The organism is Streptomyces sp. 4F14, from assembly GCF_048159485.1.
Classification (GTDB): Bacteria; Actinomycetota; Actinomycetes; order Streptomycetales; family Streptomycetaceae; genus Streptomyces.
In genome coordinates this window covers 307,719-323,726 of record NZ_JBLRVY010000002.1, presented here as the reverse complement: position 1 = coordinate 323,726, position 16,008 = coordinate 307,719, and the positions used below count along the sequence as shown (strand labels likewise).

Genomic DNA, 16,008 nt, shown 5'->3' with positions numbered 1-16,008 from the left:
GATTCCAAGGTCGCGTCGCGAACGCGAGACGGAGGACCACTTCCCGGTGATCCTCCGTTTTTTCGTCTGCGTTCTTCCGTCTTCGCCTAGCGGGGACTGTCGTCCTCACCGATGTGATGGACGCGGACCATGTTCGTCGAGCCGGACACCCCGGGCGGGGAGCCCGCCGTGATGACGACGACGTCGCCCTGTTGACAGAGGCCGTGTTTCAGGAGCAGTTCGTCGACCTGTTCCACCATCGCGTCGGTGGAGTCGACCCAGGGGCCCAGGAGGGTTTCCACGCCCCAACTCACGCTCAGCTGGGCCCTGGTGGAGGCCACCGGGGTGAAGGCGAGGACCGGGATCGGGGAGCGGTAGCGGGAGAGGCGGCGGACCGTGTCGCCGGTTTGAGTGAAGGCGACCAGGTACTTGGCTCCCAGGAAGTCGCCGATCTCCGCTGCCGCTCGGGCTACCGCGCCGCCCTGGGTGCGGGGCTTGTTGTGGTCGGTCAGGGGCGGGAGGCCCTTGGCTAGGAGGTCTTCCTCCGCCGCCTCGACGATCTTCGCCATCGTGCGGACCGTCTCGATGGGGTGCTTGCCGACGCTGGTCTCGCCGGAGAGCATCACGGCGTCGGTGCCGTCGATGACGGCGTTGGCGACGTCGGAGGCTTCGGCGCGGGTCGGGCGGGAGTTCTCGATCATCGAGTCGAGCATCTGGGTGGCCACGATGACCGGCTTGGCGTTGCGCCTGGCGAGTTTGATCGCGCGCTTCTGGACCAGCGGGACCTGCTCCAGGGGCATTTCGACGCCGAGGTCGCCGCGCGCGACCATGATCCCGTCGAAGGCGGCGACGATGTCCTCGATGGCGTCGACGGCCTGGGGCTTCTCGACCTTGGCGATGACGGGCAGCCGGCGCCGCTCCTCGTCCATGATGCGGTGGACGTCGTCGATGTCCGAGCCGCTGCGGACGAAGGAGAGGGCGATGATGTCGGCGCCGCTCCGCAGCGCCCAGCGCAGGTCGGCCTCGTCCTTGTCGGAGAGCGCGGGGACGGAGACGGCGACGCCGGGCAGGTTGAGGCCCTTGTGGTCGGAGACCATGCCGCCCTCGACGACCCGGGTGTGGACACGGGGCCCGTCGACGGCGGTGACTTCGAGGCAGACCCTGCCGTCGTCGACGAGGACGCGCTCACCGGGGGTGACGTCGGCGGCGAGCCCGGCGTACGTCGTACCGCAGGAGTGGCCGTCGCCCTGGGCGCCCTCCTCGACGGTGATCGTGAAGGTGTCGCCGCGCTCCAGGAGGACGGGGCCTTCGGTGAACGTGCCGAGGCGGATCTTGGGTCCTTGGAGGTCGGCGAGGATGCCGACGCCCCGCCCGGCCTCCTCGGCGGCCTTGCGGACGCGGTGCAGCCGGTCCTCGTGCTCCGCGTGGCTGCCGTGGCTGAGGTTGAGGCGGGCGATGTCCATCCCGGCGTCGACCAGGGCCTTGATCTGGTCGTACGAGTCGGTGGCGGGCCCCAGGGTGCAGACGATCTTCGCTCGGCGCATGGGTCGAGCCTAGGCCCTACCGCCGGGTAGCCCATTGGCGGCGAATGACTACTCAACCACCTTTGCGTGAAGGGTTATTGACAAGACGCGAAGTGTGCGCACGGCCGCTCCGATGAGCATCTCGTCAGGTGTTCAGGGCGGGCGGGTGGAGGGTGAAGCGGGCGACGGCGGAGGCTTCGACGGAGAGCTGGGGCGGTTCGAGGTCGAGGGGCGCGGGCGCGCTCTCGGCAGCGGCGGCGGACACCTGGATCACGCTGCGTGAGAAGTTCGAGCGGGAGCGCGGCGTACGGCCGGGTTCGTCGTCGGTGAGGGAGACGAGCGCGGCGAGGGTGGTGCCGAGCGCGTCGGCGTACTCGCGGGCCCGCCGGACGGCGTCGCGGGCGGCGGTGCGCCGGGCCTCGGCGGGTACGGGCGAGTCGGCGCGCAGCTCCCATTCGGGGCCCTCGACGCTGGTGAGGTCGAGGTCGGCGAGGCGGGTGACGAGTTCGCCGAGGGCGGTGAAGTCGGTGAGGCGAGCGGCGATCCGGACCCGTCCGTGGTAGGCGCGGACGCGTTCGCCACGGCCGTACGCGGTGGGTTCGGGGGCGACGGAGAAGGAGCCGCTGGAGACGCGTTCGACGGCGTCGCCGTAGGAGGCGATGAGGTCGAGGGCGGTGGCGTTGCGGCGGGTGAGGTCCTCCAGGACGTGGCGGCGGTCGCGGCCGCGCGCGCTGACGGTCACCCAGACCCGCGCGATCTCGGGGGCGGTCTCGATCCGGGCCTCGCCCCGGACCGTCACAAGCGGCGCCTCGGCCGTGCCGTTCGTCATGGGGCACACTCTCGCATGCGGGGTCCGATCCCGTCAGGTCACCTGATCGCAACCTTCCGGACCTGTTGTGAAGGGTCATGGACGAGTCAGAATCTACGCGCGTCGTTGACGATTCCCCGAGGAGTACGAGATATGCCGTTGAACCGCCGGAAGTTTTTGAAGAAGTCCGCCGTGACCGGGGCGGGGGTGGCGATCGCGGGTGCGGCGGCGGCTCCGGCACAGGCCGCTCCCAAGCCCCCCAAGGCTCCGCAGAAGAAGCGTTACTCGCTGACGGTCATGGGCACCACCGACCTGCACGGCCACGTCTTCAACTGGGACTACTTCAAGGACGCGGAGTACAAGGACGCGGCCGGCAACGCCCAGGGCCTGGCCCGGATCTCGACGCTGGTCAACCGGCTGCGCGCGGAGAAGGGCCGCCACAACACGCTCCTGATCGACGCGGGCGACACGATCCAGGGCACCCCGCTGACGTACTACTACGCGAAGGTCGACCCGATCACCGCCAAGGGCGGCCCGGTGCACCCGATGGCGCAGGCGATGAACGCGATCGGGTACGACGCGGCGGCGCTCGGCAACCACGAGTTCAACTACGGCATCGAGACGCTGCGCAAGTTCGAGTCGCAGCTGCGCTTCCCGCTGCTGGGCGCGAACGCGGTCGACGCGAAGACCCTGCGGCCCGCGTTCCCTCCCTACGTCATCAAGACGGTGTGCCCGAAGGGCGCCCCGCCGGTGAAGGTCGCGATCCTCGGTCTCACCAACCCGGGCATCGCGATCTGGGACAAGGCGTACGTGCAGGGCAAGCTGGCGTTCCCGGGGCTTGAGGAGCAGGCCGCGAAGTACGTCCCGAAGCTGCGGTCGCTGGGCGCGGACGTCGTGATCGTGTCGGCGCACTCGGGCTCCTCGGGCACGTCCTCGTACGGCGACCAGCTCCCGTACGTCGAGAACGCGGCGGCGAACGTGGCGCGGCTGGTGCCGGGCATCGACGCGATCCTGGTCGGCCACGCGCACGTGGAGATCCCCGAGCTGAAGGTCGTCAACGAGAAGACCGGCAGGACGGTGATCCTCTCGGAGCCCCTGGCGTACGCCGAGCGCCTGTCGGTGTTCGACATCGAGCTGGTCCGCGAGAAGGGCCGCTGGGCCGTCGAGTCGGTCTCGTCGAAGGTGCTGAACTCCAACACCGTCGCGGACGACCCGAAGATCACGCGCCTGCTGAGCGACGAGCACGCGAAGGTCGTGAAGTACGTCAACCAGGTCGTCGGCACCGCCACCGCGACCCTGACGACGGTCGAGGCCCGCTACAAGGACGCCCCGATCATCGACCTGATCACGAAGGTCCAGGAGGACGTCGTGAAGGCCGCGCTGGCCGGTACGGCGCACGCCGCGCTGCCGGTGATCGCGCAGGCGTCGCCGTTCTCCCGCACCTCGGAGATCCCGGCCGGCGACGTGACGATCCGGGACCTGTCGAGCCTGTACGTGTACGACAACACGCTGGTCGCGAAGTTGATGACGGGCGCGCAGCTCAGGGCGTACCTGGAGTTCTCGGCGCAGTACTTCGTCCAGACGGCGCCGGACGCGGCCGTGGACGTGGAGAAGCTGACGAACGCGGGCGGGCGGCCCGACTACAACTACGACTACGTGTCGGGGCTCTCGTACGACATCGACATCGCGCAGCCGGCGGGTTCGCGGATCAGGAACCTCACCTACCAGGGCGCCGCGCTGGACGACGCTCAGCAGTTCGTGTTCGCGGTGAACAACTACCGGGCCAACGGCGGCGGCGCGTTCCCGCACGTGGCGGCGGCGCAGGAGCTGTGGGCGGAGTCGACGGAGATCCGGACGCGGATCGCGGAGTGGGTGACGGCGAAGGGCGTGCTGGACCCGAAGGACTTCGCGTCGGTGGACTGGAAGCTGACGCGGAACGGAACGCCGGTGTTCTGAGCGTGAGTTGAGGGGGCCGCACCGTTCTGCCTCGGTGCGGCCTCTCTTTTTCGAGACGTCAGACGGTCGTGTCCGTGTAGTAGAAGCTCGCCTTCTTGTCGGTCTCGGTCAGCGACTTCTCCGAGGCGAGTCCGAAGTGCAGCCGGGCCGGTGACGTGGCGTCAGGGAGCTGGATCGCCATCCCCTCGGGCTCGCGGTAGAACAGGTCCGCCCCGGCTCCGGTGAGTTGCCGGTCGAGTACGGCTCCGGTGTTCCAGTCGGTCGCGGTGAGGTGGACGTCGCCGAAGGAGGTTCCGTCCAGGGTGTAGAGGTGGCGGCCGAGGGTCGCGTACCCCTGGAAGACGGGCCCGGTCAGGACGGCGGGCTGGGTGAGGGTGGCGAGGGGGGTGAAGATGCCCGCCTTGAAGGTGGTGAGGTCGTGGAGCGCGTACGTCCATACGCCCCCGGTCCGACTCCGGTGCGCGATACGGCTGTTGACGGGGTCGAGGGCGACGGTGTCGTGGTCGGAGCCGGGGGCGGGCTCGAAGCGCAGGAGCTGCGTCGAGGCCGGGGTGAGGACGGTGCCGTCGGTGAAGCGGAAGCGGGCGATACGGGTGCCGTAGCCGTTGTCCTGACTGTCGGGGACCGCGTCGGTCTCGGTCCACAGGTAGGTGCCGGTGCCGAAGGGTTCGGCGGCGATGGAGACGCCGTGGCCGAAGCCCTTGAGGTACATGCGGCCGGTGACGGTGCCCTGCCAGTCGAGGCGGGTGACGCAGAGGTCGCCGTTCCTGGAGCGGTCGGCGCCGGGGACGGGGGCGCTCTCGCCGGGGAGGGTGCGTCCGCCTTGCGTCAACTGGGCTGTGTAGAGGCGCTTGTTGGTGTTGTCGAAGGCGAAGGACTGGAGGACGCGGGTCTCGCTGAGGGTGATCTCGTGGAGCCAGGGCTTGATGGTGGTGAGGTCGAGGCGGGGTGTGGCGGGGACGGCGGCGGTCGCCGGGCCGGCCGGGGTGAGGGCGAGGGCGGTCGCCGCGAGGAGTATCTGCCGTCGGTTCAAGTGTGCTGCTCCCCCGTGATGTCGTGTCTGCCGGAGCATTGCATCACGGGGGTGTGGGGTCAGCGGGGTTCGACGAGCGGGGTGAGGGTGCGCGGCTGACGTGCGGCGGGTACGCGGTGCCCGGCCTCAAGTCCGAAGGTGGTGAACGCCGTTCGGGACGGCAGCGGGTACGGCTCCTTCTGCGTCAGGGAGTTGAGGATGGAGGCGCTGCGCCAGGCGGTGAGGCCGAGGTCGGGGGCGCCGACGCCGTGCGTGTGGCGTTCGGCGTTCTGGACGTAGACGTTGCCGGTGACGGCCGGGTCGAGGACGAGGCGGAACTCCTCGTCCACACGGGGGCGTTCGGCGTTGTCGCGGCGCAGGTAGGGGTCGAGGCCGGCGAGGAGGCGGTCGAGGGGGCGCTCCCGGTAGCCGGTGGCGAGGACCACGGCGTCGGTGGTGAGGCGGGAGCGGGTGCCCTGCTGGACGTGGTCGAGGTGGAGTTCGACCTTCGTGGTGGCGATCCGGCCCGCCGTACGGACCTTGACGCCCGGGGTGAGGACCGTGTCGGGCCAGCCGCCGTGCAGGGTGCGGTCGTACAGCTCGTCGTGGATGTCGGCGAGGGTGCGGGAGTCGATCGCCTTGTGCAAGTGGCCCTGTCTCGCGAGGAGTTCGTCGCGGACGGGTTCGGGGAGGGCGTGGAAGTAGCGGGTGTGGTCGGGGGTGAAGTGTTCGAGGCCCAGCTTCGAGTACTCCATGGGGGCGAAGGCTTCGCTGCGGCCGATCCAGTGCAGGCGTTCGCGTCCCCTGGGGCGGCCTCGCAGGAGGTCGAGGAAGACCTCGGCGCCCGACTGTCCGGTGCCCACGACGGTGACGTGGTCGGCGGCGAGGAACGCGGACCGGTGGTCGAGGTAGTCGGCGGCGTGCACGACCGGGACGCCGGGGGCGTCGACGAGGGGGCGCAGGACGTCGGGGATGTGGGGTTCCGTGCCGACGCCGAGGACGACGTTGCGGGTGTACGTCCGGCCGAGCGCCTCGGCCTCGCCCTCGGCGTCGAGGTGGGTGAAGTCGACCTCGAACACGGCGCGTTCGGGGTTCCAGCGGACGGCGTCGACCTGGTGGCGGAAGTGCAGGCCGGGGAGGTTGCCGGCGACCCAGCGGCAGTAGGCGTCGTACTCGGCGCGGTGGATGTGGGAGCGCTCGGCGAAGTAGAAGGGGAAGAGGCGGTCGCGGGTCTTCAGGTAGTTGAGGAACGTCCACGGGCTCGCGGGGTCGGCCAGCGTCACCAGGTCGGCCAGGAAGGGGACCTGGACGCGGGCGCCGTCGATGAGGAGGCCGGGGTGCCAGTCGAAGCCGGGGCGCTGCTCGTAGAAGACGGCGTCGAGTTCGGTGAGCGGCTGGGCGAGGGCGGCGAGGGAGAGGTTGACGGGGCCGATGCCGATCCCGACGAGGTCGCGCGGGGTGTCGGGGGGTGTGGGGGCGTCGGTCATGTGGGGGTGGTTCCTTCCACGAGGTCCAAGAGGCGGTCGAGGTCGGCCGGCCTGGTGTGGGGGTTGAGGAGGGTGGCCTTCAGCCAGAGCCGGCCGTCGTCGGTGCGGGCCCGGCCGAGGACGGCGCGGCCCTGTGTCAGCAGCGTGCGGCGGACGGCCGCCACGTCCGCTGCCACGGGCCGGAACAGGACCGTGCTGATCACCGGGCGGGCGTGCAGCTCGAAACGGGGGTGTGCCTCGACGCGGTCCGCGAACTGCCGGGCCAGGCCGCAGACTTGGTCGACCAGCTCGGCAAGTCCCGTCCGGCCCAGGGCCTTCAGGGTGACGGCGATCTTCAGGACGTCCGGCCGTCGGGTGGTCCGCAGCGACCGTCCGAGCAGATCAGGAAGGCCCGCCTCGGTGTCGTCGTCGGCGTTGAGATAGTCGGCTGTGTGCCGCAGGACGTCGAGGTCGGCCCCGTCCCGTACGGCGAGCAGCCCCGCCGCGACCGGCTGCCAGCCGATCTTGTGCAGGTCGAGGGTGACGGTGTGGGCGTCCCGTATCCCGGCGAGCTTCCCCCGGTGCCGGGCGCTGAACAACAGGCCCCCGCCGTACGCGGCATCGACATGCAGCCGCGCGCCGCGCGCCGCGCAGCGGGCGGCGATCTCGGGAAGGGGGTCGATGAGACCGGCGTCCGTGGTGCCCGCGGTGGCGGCGACCATGACGGGGCCGGTGAGACGGGCGAGGGCCTCGCCGAGGGCGACGGGGTCCAGGACCCCTCCGGGAGCGGGCACGACGAGAGGCTCGGGAAGCCCGAGAAGCCAGGCGGCACGGGGGAGGGAGTGATGGGCGTTGGCCCCGTGGACGAGCCGGACTCCGGCGCCGTGCGCTTCTCGGGCGAGGAGAAGAGCGAGGTGGTTGGACTCGGTACCGCCGGTGGTGACGAGGGCGTCGGGGGTGAGGGAGGGAGTGGGGGTGGAGCTGGGGCCGGCAGAGGCGGCAGGCCCGGCGGAGGCAGGCGGCGCACCCGCTCCGAAAACGCCAGGCCCGACATCGGCTCCCACAGCGCCGGGCACACGGGCCGCCCCAGCCCCGGACACGCCAGCCACCCCGACCCCGCTCCCCCCGTACACCTCCCCCGCCAGCACCCCCACCACCAGCGCCTCCAACTCCGAGGCTGCGGGCGCCTGGTCCCACGAGTCGAGGGACGGGTTCAGCGCGGACGCCGCGAGGTCGGCGGCCACGGGGAGTGCGAGCGGTGGGCAGTGGAGGTGGGCCGCGCAGAGGGGGTCGGCGGGGTCGGCGGAGCCTTCCGCCATCGCTCGGACGATCGCGGCGAGCGCGCCCGGGTCGCCCTGTTCCGGAAGCAGTTCACCCACGGCCTCCCGCACCCGCGCCGCGACCGGCCCCGGCCCGCCCGCCGGAAGGGGGCCGCCCCTCCCCCGCGCCCCCGCGTCGAGCGCGTCGAGGACCGTCGCGAGCAACGGCCGTAGCGCGTCGGCCTGGTGGGGACCCGAGGCGAGGGGCGGCAGGCTCATGCGGGGTCCTTCCGGGGCGGGACCCCCAGCATGTCCCTCCGGAGGCGCCCGGACCCGGAAACCCGAGCGATCAGACCCGAAAGTGGTACGGGCGCCCGGAGAAAATCTGCTTCTACGATCTGGGCCGGTTCACACCCCGCGTGCCTTCAACACCCTCCCCAGATCGTCGAGTTGGTCGGCCAGCTTGCGGCGCAGCGCCGGCGTCGGGTCCCCTTCCGCGAGGCACGTCTCCCCGAGGCGCAGGTTCTCCGTGTCGACGGCGTACGCGGGGAAGGCCCACCTGCCGACGGCCTGGGCGATGGCGGGGCCCCGGCGTTCGGCGACGGGGACGGCGTCGGTGTAGAAGCGGGCGACGTACGGGCGCAGGAGGTCGGCCTGTTCGGGCTGCCAGAAGCCCTGTGCGGTGGCGGTGAGGAGGTAGTTGGAGAGGTCGTCGGACGAGAACATGGCCGCCCAGGCCCGTTCCTTGGCGTCGGCGTCGGGCAGGGCGGCCCGGCAGCGCGCGGCGCCTTCCTCGCCGGTCGCCGAGGGGTCCCGTTCCAGTTCCCCGGCGATGGCGGTCTCGTCGGTCGCGCCGAGCACGGCGAGCCGGGCGAGGATGCGCCAGCGGAGGTCGGGGTCGAGCTCGGGCCCGCCGGGCACCGTCCCGTCGGCGAGCCACGCGGCGATGGTGTCGGGATGCTGCGCGACGTCGATGAAGTGCCGCACGGCGATGAGCCGAAGCCCCGGGCTGTCCCCGTCCTCGGTGCGCCGGACGATGTCCTTGCACAGCAGGCAGATCGAGGTCAGCGCGCCGGGCCGCTCCTCGGGCGTGAGGTAGCGCCCCGCCAGCTCGCCCACCGCGAAGGTGAGGACGGCCTCGGTGACGGCGAGGTCGGTCTCGCGCGGGAGGTGGGTGCGGGCGGTCTCCAGGTAGGCGCCGGCGGGGAGTTCACCGTCGCGGACGGCGTCGCGCAGCGCGTTCCAGACGACGGCCCGCGTCAACGGGTCGGGCAGGGTGCCGAGTCGGGCCCGGACCGTGGCGAAGGAGTCGGCGTCGAAGCGGACTTTCGCGTAGGTGAGGTCGCCGTCGTTGAGGAGCAGCAGCGCGGGCTTCTTGCCGAGGTCGCCGGGCGCGCTCTGGGGGACGTCGAGGTCGAGGCGGGGCCGGGGTACGAGGCTGCCCGCGTCGTCGTCGTACACGCCGACGGCGATGCGGTGGGGCCGGGTGCCCGCGTGTTCGACGGTGAGGGTGTGGGCGCTGCCGGCACCTGCGACGACGGGCGTGAGGGTGTCGACGCCGGTGGTGCGCAGCCAGGCGTCGGCCCAGGCGTGGACGTCGCGGTCGGTGGCGGAGGCGAGGGAGTCGATGAAGTCGGCGAGGGTCGCGTTGGCGAACTTGTGCCGGGTGAAGTGGGTGTTGATGCCGGCGAGGAAGTCGTCCTCGCCGAGCCAGACCACCAGCTGCCGTAGCGCGGAGGCCCCCTTGGCGTAGGAGATGCCGTCGAAGTTGAGGAGCGCGGAGGCGGTGTCGGGGACGGCGTCGGGGGCGACGGGGTGGGTGGTGGGGCGCTGGTCGGCGTCGTAGCCCCAGGCTTTGCGGGAGACGCCGAACTCGGTCCAGGGGCCGGTGAAGCGGGTCGCGTCGGCGGTGGTGCGGTAGCCCATGTACTCGGCGAAGGACTCGTTCAGCCAGATGTCGTCCCACCAGCGCAGGGTGACGAGGTTGCCGAACCACATGTGGGCCATCTCGTGGGCCATGACCATGGCGCGGGTCTGGCGTTCGGTGTCGGTGACGGCCGAGCGGTACACGAACTCGTCGCGGAAGGTGACGAGTCCGGGGTTCTCCATGGCGCCGGCGTTGAACTCGGGGACGAACGCCTGGTCGTAGGAGTCGAAGGGGTAGGGCTCGGTGAACTGCTCGTGGTAGCGGTCGTAGCACTGGCGGGTGATCTCGAAGAGTTCGTCCGCGTCCGCCTCCAGGTGTGCGGCGAGGGAGCGGCGGCAGTGCAGGCCGAGGGGGAGGCCGTGGTGGTCGGTGCGCAGGGAGTGCCAGGGGCCGGCGGCGACGGCCATCAGGTACGTCGAGATGGGCGGGGTCGTCGCGGCCCGCCAGCGGCCCTCGCCGAGGGCCTCGGTGACACCGTTCGCGAGGACGGTCCAGCCTTCGGGGGCCTTGACGGTGACGTCGAAGGCGGCCTTCAGGTCGGGCTGGTCGAAGGCGGCGTACACGCGCTGGACGTCGTCGAGGAAGAGTTGCGTGTAGACGTACGTCTCGCCGTCGGCGGGGTCCGTGAAGCGGTGCATGCCCTCGCCGGTGCGGGAGTAGCGCATGGTCGCCTCGACCCGCAGTTCGTGCTCGCCGGCCTTGAGCTTCTTGAGGGGGAAGCGGTTGCCGGAGAGTTTCGCGGGGTCGAGGGACTTGCCGTCGAGGGTGACGGAGCGCAGTTCGGCCGGCTTCAGCTCGACGAAGGTGTCCGCGCCCGTGCGCGCGGTGAAGCGGATGACGGTGTGGGACTCGAAGGTCTCGTCTCCGGTGGTGAGGTCGAGGTCGACGGCATAGCCGAGGACGTCGAGGAGTTCGGCACGGCTCAGCGCTTCGTCGCGCGTCAGTACGGACATGGGGCCATGCTGCCTGATTCGGGGTACGGGGCACAGAGGCGGATCGGTACACACCTTTCGTCCACCTCTGTGCGGTGCCCCGCTTCAGACCCCCTCGTCCTCCGCGATGCGTTCGTGGTGCCGGATCACCTCGGCGACGATGAAGTTGAGGAACTTCTCGGCGAAGGCGGGGTCGAGTCTCGCGCTCTCGGCGAGGCCGCGCAGCCGTTTGATCTGGCGGGCCTCGCGGGCCGGGTCGGCGGGGGGCAGGTGGTGGCGGGCCTTGAGGTAGCCGACCTGCTGGGTCGCCTTGAAGCGTTCGGCGAGCATGTGGATGACGGCGGCGTCGATGTTGTCGATGCTGTCGCGCAGGCGCGTCAGCTCGTCCTGGACCTCGGGGTCGACGGTGTTGCTGGTGGTCATGGCCGTTCACCCTAATCCGTCCCGCTCGACGGGCACCGGGGTGTCCACCCCTCGTACAGTGGAAGGAAGGCGCAGAACGTCAGAGGGAGCAGGGGGCAGGGGGTGCGGCGTGGCGGACGGCGGCCCGGTGGAGCACGGGTTCCCGCACCTGGAGACGGTGCGCGCGGCGGTGACGGCCCTGTACCGGCGCCTGTCGTACGACACGGTGTGCGCGTTCGCGGCGAGCGTGCCCCCGGCCGACGTGGCGTTCTGCGACACCGACGACCTGCATCTGGGCGCCCAGCGGGTGGCCCGCGAGCTGATCCGGCACTACCGGCTGCCGGACGCCCGGCTGATCGTCGGCTTCCGCGCGATGGAGCACGCGGCGAACATCGAGCTGACGGCGGGCCCGGAGTACTTCGTCGAGCTGAACGACCGCTTCCGCACGCACCGCGAGGACATCGGCGCGGCCCTGGCGCACGAGATCATGCACGTGTACCTGCACCGCCTGGACCTCTCCTTCCCCGGCACCCGGGACAACGAGATCCTCACGGACACGGCGGCCACCTACCTCGGCGCGGGCTGGCTCCTCCTGGACGCCTACCGCGAGCACGGCGAGGCGTCCCAGAAGCTCGGCTACCTCACCCCGGAGGAGTTCGGGTACGTCCTCGCCAAGCGCGCCCTGTTCTTCGGCGAGGACCCGCGTCCGTGGTTCACCAGCCCGCAGGCGTACACGGCGTACGAGGCGGGCCTGGACCGGGCCCGCCTCGACGAGCGGCAGCCTCCGCTGACGGCGGCGGGCTGGGCGGGGCGGCGCCGGTACGCCCGCGACCGGCGGCAGGTGCGGACGGCGCCGGACACGCCGTACTCGTTCTCACAGGAGGCTCCGGGGACTGCGGGGGCTGCGGGGGCTGCGGGGGCTCGCCTGCGGGTGAGCTTCCCGTGCCCGACGTGCCATCAGCGGATCCGGGTGCCGGTGAAGGGGCGGGTGCGGGCGCGGTGCGGGCTGTGCCGGACGGTGCTGGAGTGCGACACCTGATATGTCTACGTCCGCTCGATGATCGTCACGTTCGCCTGTCCCCCGCCCTCGCACATCGTCTGGAGCCCGAACCGCCCCTGAACGCGCTCCAGTTCGTGCAGCAGGGTCGTCATGAGCCGGGCCCCGCTCGCGCCCAGCGGATGCCCGAGGGCGATGGCGCCGCCGTTGACGTTGACCCGCTCGGGGTCGGCCCCGGTCTCCTTCATCCAGGCCAACACCACAGGCGCGAACGCCTCGTTGATCTCGACGAGGTCGATCTCGTCGAGCCGCAGGCCGGTCTTCCCGAGGGCGTGCGCGGTCGCCGGGATGGGCGCGGTGAGCATCCTGATCGGGTCCTCGCCGCGCACGGAGAGGTGGTGGATCCGGGCGCGGGGCGTCAACCCGTGGTCCCGTACGGCCTGTTCGGAGGCGATGAGCAGTGCGGCGGCCCCGTCGGAGACCTGGGAGGAGCAGGCGGCGGTGACGGTGCCGCCGTCGATGACGGGTTTCAGCGCGGCCATCTTCTCCAGCGAGGTGTCCCGCCGGGGCCCTTCGTCGACGTCGACCTCCTTGCAGGGCACGGTCTCGCGCACGAACCGCCCCTCGTCGACGGCCCGTACGGCCCGCCGGTGCGAGGTGAGCGCGAACTCCTCCTGCGCCTCGCGGTCGATGCCCCACTGCGCGGCGATCATCTCCGCCCCGGCGAACTGGTTGACGGGCCGGTTCCCGTACCGCTCCCGCCAGCCCTCGCTGCCCGCGAACGGCCCTTCGGTGAAGCCGAGTTCGACCGCCGCCTGCCGGGTGGCGTAGGCGATCGGGATCTGCGTCATGTTCTGCACGCCCCCGGCGACGACCAGGTCCTGCGTCCCCGACAGCACGGCCTGCGCGGCGAAGTGCAGGGCCTGCTGGGAGGATCCGCACTGCCGGTCGACGGTCACGCCGGGCACCTCCTCGGGGAGCCCGGCGGCGAGCCAGGAGGTCCGGGCGATGTCCCCGGCCTGGGGTCCGACGGTGTCGAGGCAGCCGAAGACGACGTCCTCGACGGCGGCGGGGTCGACGTCGACGCGTCCCATCAGCGCCTTCAGGACGTGCGCCCCGAGATCCGCCGGGTGAACGGCGCCCAGCCCTCCTCTGCGCTTCCCGATCGGCGTGCGGACCGCTTCGACGATGTATGCCTCGGCCATGACGACTCCCTGGCGAACTTCCCTGCGTGCGGCGGGCGCAGGCACCATACCCACCAAGCGCTTGCTAGGGAAGGGGCATGCTCAGTGGCCTCGTGTGAGCTCCTTGTACTCCTTCTCCGTGGGCTTCGCGATCTGGGTTCCCGGTCCGAACATGGCCCTCGCGAGCCGCTCCCGCACCCGCTGCACCACGGTCACCTTCCGCCGGACGCCGTTCGCGTCGACGCGCGCGCCGATCTCGTAGGGCGCGGGCTGTTCGTGCTGGGTGAGGGTGTGCAGCCGGGCCTGGTCGAGGGGCTCGTGGACCTCGACGTACTCGCCGTGCGGGAGGCGTTTGATGGTGCCGGTCTCCCTGCCGTGCAGCACCTTGTCCCGGTCGGCGCGCTGGAGGCCCATGCAGATGCGTTTGGTGAGGACGAAGGCGAGGACGGGGACGACGAAGGAGCCGACGCGGACGAACCAGGTGATGTGGTTGATCGACAGGTGCAGGTGCGTGGCGACGATGTCGTTGCCGCCGCCGATCAGCAGGACGCCGTACAGACTCAGCCAGGCGACACCGAGTCCCGTACGGACGGGGACGTTTCGCGGCCGGTCCAGGAGATGGTGCTCGCGTTTGTCGCCCGTGATCCACGCCTCGATGAAGGGGTAGACGCCGAGCGCCACAAGGATCAGCGGGAAGAGCGTGAAGGGGATGAAGACGCCCAGCTGGAGTGTGTGGCCCCAGGCGTTGATCTCCCAGGCCGGCATGACGCGGATCAGGCCCTCGGAGAACCCTAGGTACCAGTCGGGCTGCGCGCCGGTCGTCACGAGGTCCGGGCGGTAGGGGCCGAACGCCCACACGGGGTTGATGGTCGCGATGCCGCCCATCAGCGCGAGGACCCCGAAGACGAGGAAGAAGAAGCCGCCCGCCTTCGCCATGTACACCGGCATGAACGGCATCCCGACCACGGACTTCTCGGTCTTCCCGGCCCCCGGGTACTGGGTGTGCTTGTGGTAGAAGACCAGGATCAGGTGGGCGACGACCAGGCCCAGCATGATGCCGGGCAGCAGCAGGATGTGGATCGGGTAGAGGCGTGAGATGAAGTCGACGCCGGGCCACTCGCCGCCGAACAGGAAGAACGAGATGTACGTCCCGACGACCGGGATGGACAGGATCGCCCCGTCCGCGAAGCGCAGCCCGGTGCCGGACAGCAGGTCGTCCGGGAGCGAGTAGCCGGTCAGCCCGGTCATGATCCCCAGGAACAGCAGGGTCCACCCGAACACCCAGTTCAGCTCGCGCGGTTTCCTGAACGCGCCGGTGAAGAACACCCGCATCATGTGGATGAGCATCCCGGCGACGAACACCAGCGCCGCCCAGTGGTGGATCTGCCGGATCAGCAGACCGCCGCGTACGTCGAAGCTGATGTCGAGCGTCGACTCGTACGCCTGGGTCATGCTGACCCCGTTGAGCGGGGTGTAACTGCCGTGGTAGATGACCTCGGAGCTGCTGGGGTCGAAGAACAGCGTCAGATAGACCCCGGTCAGGATCAGCACGATAAAGCTGTAGAGGCAGATCTCCCCCAGCATGAACGACCAGTGGTCCGGGAACACCTTGCGCAGGTTGGCCTTGGCCAGCCCGTAGATCCCGAGCCGCCCATCGGCCCAGTCGGCGAACGCCTCGCCCTTGCCCTTGCTGTCCGTACGCACCCCGTCAGCCATGGACCACAGGGTGGCACGCGCGGCGGGCTACGCCAACAGTGCGATCAGAGCGGGAAGTTGATGTCGCGTCAGCCCAGGATCCCGTTCACCCGGGCCTCCGTCAGCCACTTCGGAAACTCGCCCAGGAGCCGGTCGTAGAGTTCGGCGTCGGACATCCGCCGAGGGTCCGAACCGGCATGGAAGAAACCGGCGTTGTCGACGACGCGCCTGCCGGGCACGGGAAGCTCGTCGAGTCTGCGCAGGAAGTCGAACTGCGTGCTGCGGGCGTCACCGAAGCCGATGAACTGCCAGAACAGCGGCAGCCGGGCGGCCTTGCACAGGTAGCGTTCGGCGGCGGGTCTGCTGGTCGGACCGCCGTCGGTCTGGAAGACGACCAGCGCGGGGTCGGTGGCGCCGCTGTCGAGGTAGTGATCGATGACGGCGTCCATGGCGAGGTGGTAGTTGGTCCGGCCCATGTGTCCGAGGTCCGACACGATCCGCTCGATCCGGCCCTCGTGACCGGCCGGCACGATCTCGGTGACGGCATCGATCTCGGTGGAGAAGACGACGACCGGAACCTCACCGTCGTCGTCCAGATGCGCCGCGAGCCCCAACACCCGGTCCGCCAGCGCCTGTACGGTGCCGTCCTTGTAGTACGGCTTCATCGACCCCGAGTAGTCGACGACCAGGTAGACGGCGGCCCGCTGCCCCTCCAGGCCGTGTTCGGCGAGCGACTCCCCGGCCCGCTTGTAGAGGCTGACCAGCGCGGGCGCGGTCTCCTGGACCTTCGTGAGGCTGATGGCTGCCATACCGGCCACCCTATCCAGGACGTACGGCGACGCCTGCCCGGTCGTCCGGTCGGGGACAG

12 protein-coding genes are annotated in these 16,008 nt (G+C 70.7%); 2 read left to right on the top strand and 10 right to left on the bottom strand.

All coding sequences use genetic code 11. The features are described 5' to 3' along the window. Window positions 1–86: 86 nt before the first annotated feature. Both pyk and ACLZOT_RS03740 read right to left on the bottom strand, forming a co-directional pair. Window positions 87–1,523: a pyruvate kinase gene (pyk, locus tag ACLZOT_RS03745; RefSeq protein ID WP_416967237.1), complete on the bottom strand. Its 1,437-nt coding sequence runs from the start codon at window positions 1,521–1,523 to the stop codon at window positions 87–89. Between the two features lie 124 nt (window positions 1,524–1,647). Beyond that, window positions 1,648–2,331, bottom strand: coding sequence for an SIMPL domain-containing protein (locus ACLZOT_RS03740; RefSeq protein WP_416967236.1), 684 nt, complete (start codon window positions 2,329–2,331; stop codon window positions 1,648–1,650). Window positions 2,332–2,463: 132 nt separating this feature from the next. Between ACLZOT_RS03740 and ACLZOT_RS03735 the strand changes: the two genes are divergently transcribed. Next, on the top strand, window positions 2,464–4,266 hold the full coding sequence (locus ACLZOT_RS03735; protein WP_416967235.1) for a bifunctional metallophosphatase/5'-nucleotidase: 1,803 nt from the start codon (window positions 2,464–2,466) through the stop codon (window positions 4,264–4,266). A gap of 58 nt (window positions 4,267–4,324) precedes the next feature. Here ACLZOT_RS03735 and ACLZOT_RS03730 read toward each other — a convergent pair whose 3' ends face one another. The 5 genes from ACLZOT_RS03730 to ACLZOT_RS03710 all read right to left on the bottom strand — a co-directional run bounded on the left by ACLZOT_RS03730 (window position 4,325) and on the right by ACLZOT_RS03710 (window position 11,285). After that, window positions 4,325–5,299: a Tat pathway signal sequence domain protein gene (locus ACLZOT_RS03730; protein ID WP_416967234.1), complete on the bottom strand. Its 975-nt coding sequence runs from the start codon at window positions 5,297–5,299 to the stop codon at window positions 4,325–4,327. Between the two features lie 59 nt (window positions 5,300–5,358). Continuing rightward, window positions 5,359–6,765 (bottom strand): lysine N(6)-hydroxylase/L-ornithine N(5)-oxygenase family protein, encoded by a 1,407-nt coding sequence (locus tag ACLZOT_RS03725; protein ID WP_416967233.1) that lies wholly within the window; start codon window positions 6,763–6,765, stop codon window positions 5,359–5,361. After that, window positions 6,762–8,282 carry a pyridoxal phosphate-dependent decarboxylase family protein gene (locus ACLZOT_RS03720; RefSeq protein WP_416967232.1) on the bottom strand — a complete coding sequence of 507 codons (1,521 nt, stop codon included), beginning with the start codon at window positions 8,280–8,282 and terminating at the stop codon, window positions 6,762–6,764. Before ACLZOT_RS03720 ends, ACLZOT_RS03725 begins: the two co-directional genes overlap by 4 nt. A 129-nt stretch (window positions 8,283–8,411) precedes the next feature. Then, window positions 8,412–10,883 (bottom strand): aminopeptidase N, encoded by a 2,472-nt coding sequence (gene pepN, locus ACLZOT_RS03715; protein WP_416967231.1) that lies wholly within the window; start codon window positions 10,881–10,883, stop codon window positions 8,412–8,414. Between the two features lie 84 nt (window positions 10,884–10,967). After that, window positions 10,968–11,285, bottom strand: coding sequence for a chorismate mutase (locus ACLZOT_RS03710; protein WP_416967230.1), 318 nt, complete (start codon window positions 11,283–11,285; stop codon window positions 10,968–10,970). A gap of 109 nt (window positions 11,286–11,394) precedes the next feature. Here ACLZOT_RS03710 and ACLZOT_RS03705 point away from each other — a divergent pair, with 109 nt between their 5' ends. Continuing rightward, window positions 11,395–12,303 carry a hypothetical protein gene (locus ACLZOT_RS03705; RefSeq protein ID WP_416967229.1) on the top strand — a complete coding sequence of 303 codons (909 nt, stop codon included), beginning with the start codon at window positions 11,395–11,397 and terminating at the stop codon, window positions 12,301–12,303. 5 nt (window positions 12,304–12,308) lie between these two features. Here ACLZOT_RS03705 and ACLZOT_RS03700 read toward each other — a convergent pair whose 3' ends face one another. The 3 genes from ACLZOT_RS03700 to ACLZOT_RS03690 form a co-directional block, all read right to left on the bottom strand. Next, window positions 12,309–13,466, bottom strand: coding sequence for an acetyl-CoA C-acetyltransferase (locus ACLZOT_RS03700; RefSeq protein WP_416967228.1), 1,158 nt, complete (start codon window positions 13,464–13,466; stop codon window positions 12,309–12,311). A gap of 81 nt (window positions 13,467–13,547) precedes the next feature. Next, the gene (locus tag ACLZOT_RS03695) at window positions 13,548–15,161 is read right to left on the bottom strand and encodes a cytochrome b (RefSeq protein ID WP_416967227.1); all 1,614 of its coding nucleotides are present in this window, start codon (window positions 15,159–15,161) and stop codon (window positions 13,548–13,550) included. A 68-nt stretch (window positions 15,162–15,229) separates the two neighbouring features. Then, window positions 15,230–15,949 carry a vWA domain-containing protein gene (locus ACLZOT_RS03690; protein WP_416967226.1) on the bottom strand — a complete coding sequence of 240 codons (720 nt, stop codon included), beginning with the start codon at window positions 15,947–15,949 and terminating at the stop codon, window positions 15,230–15,232. Between the last annotated feature and the right edge of the window lie 59 nt (window positions 15,950–16,008).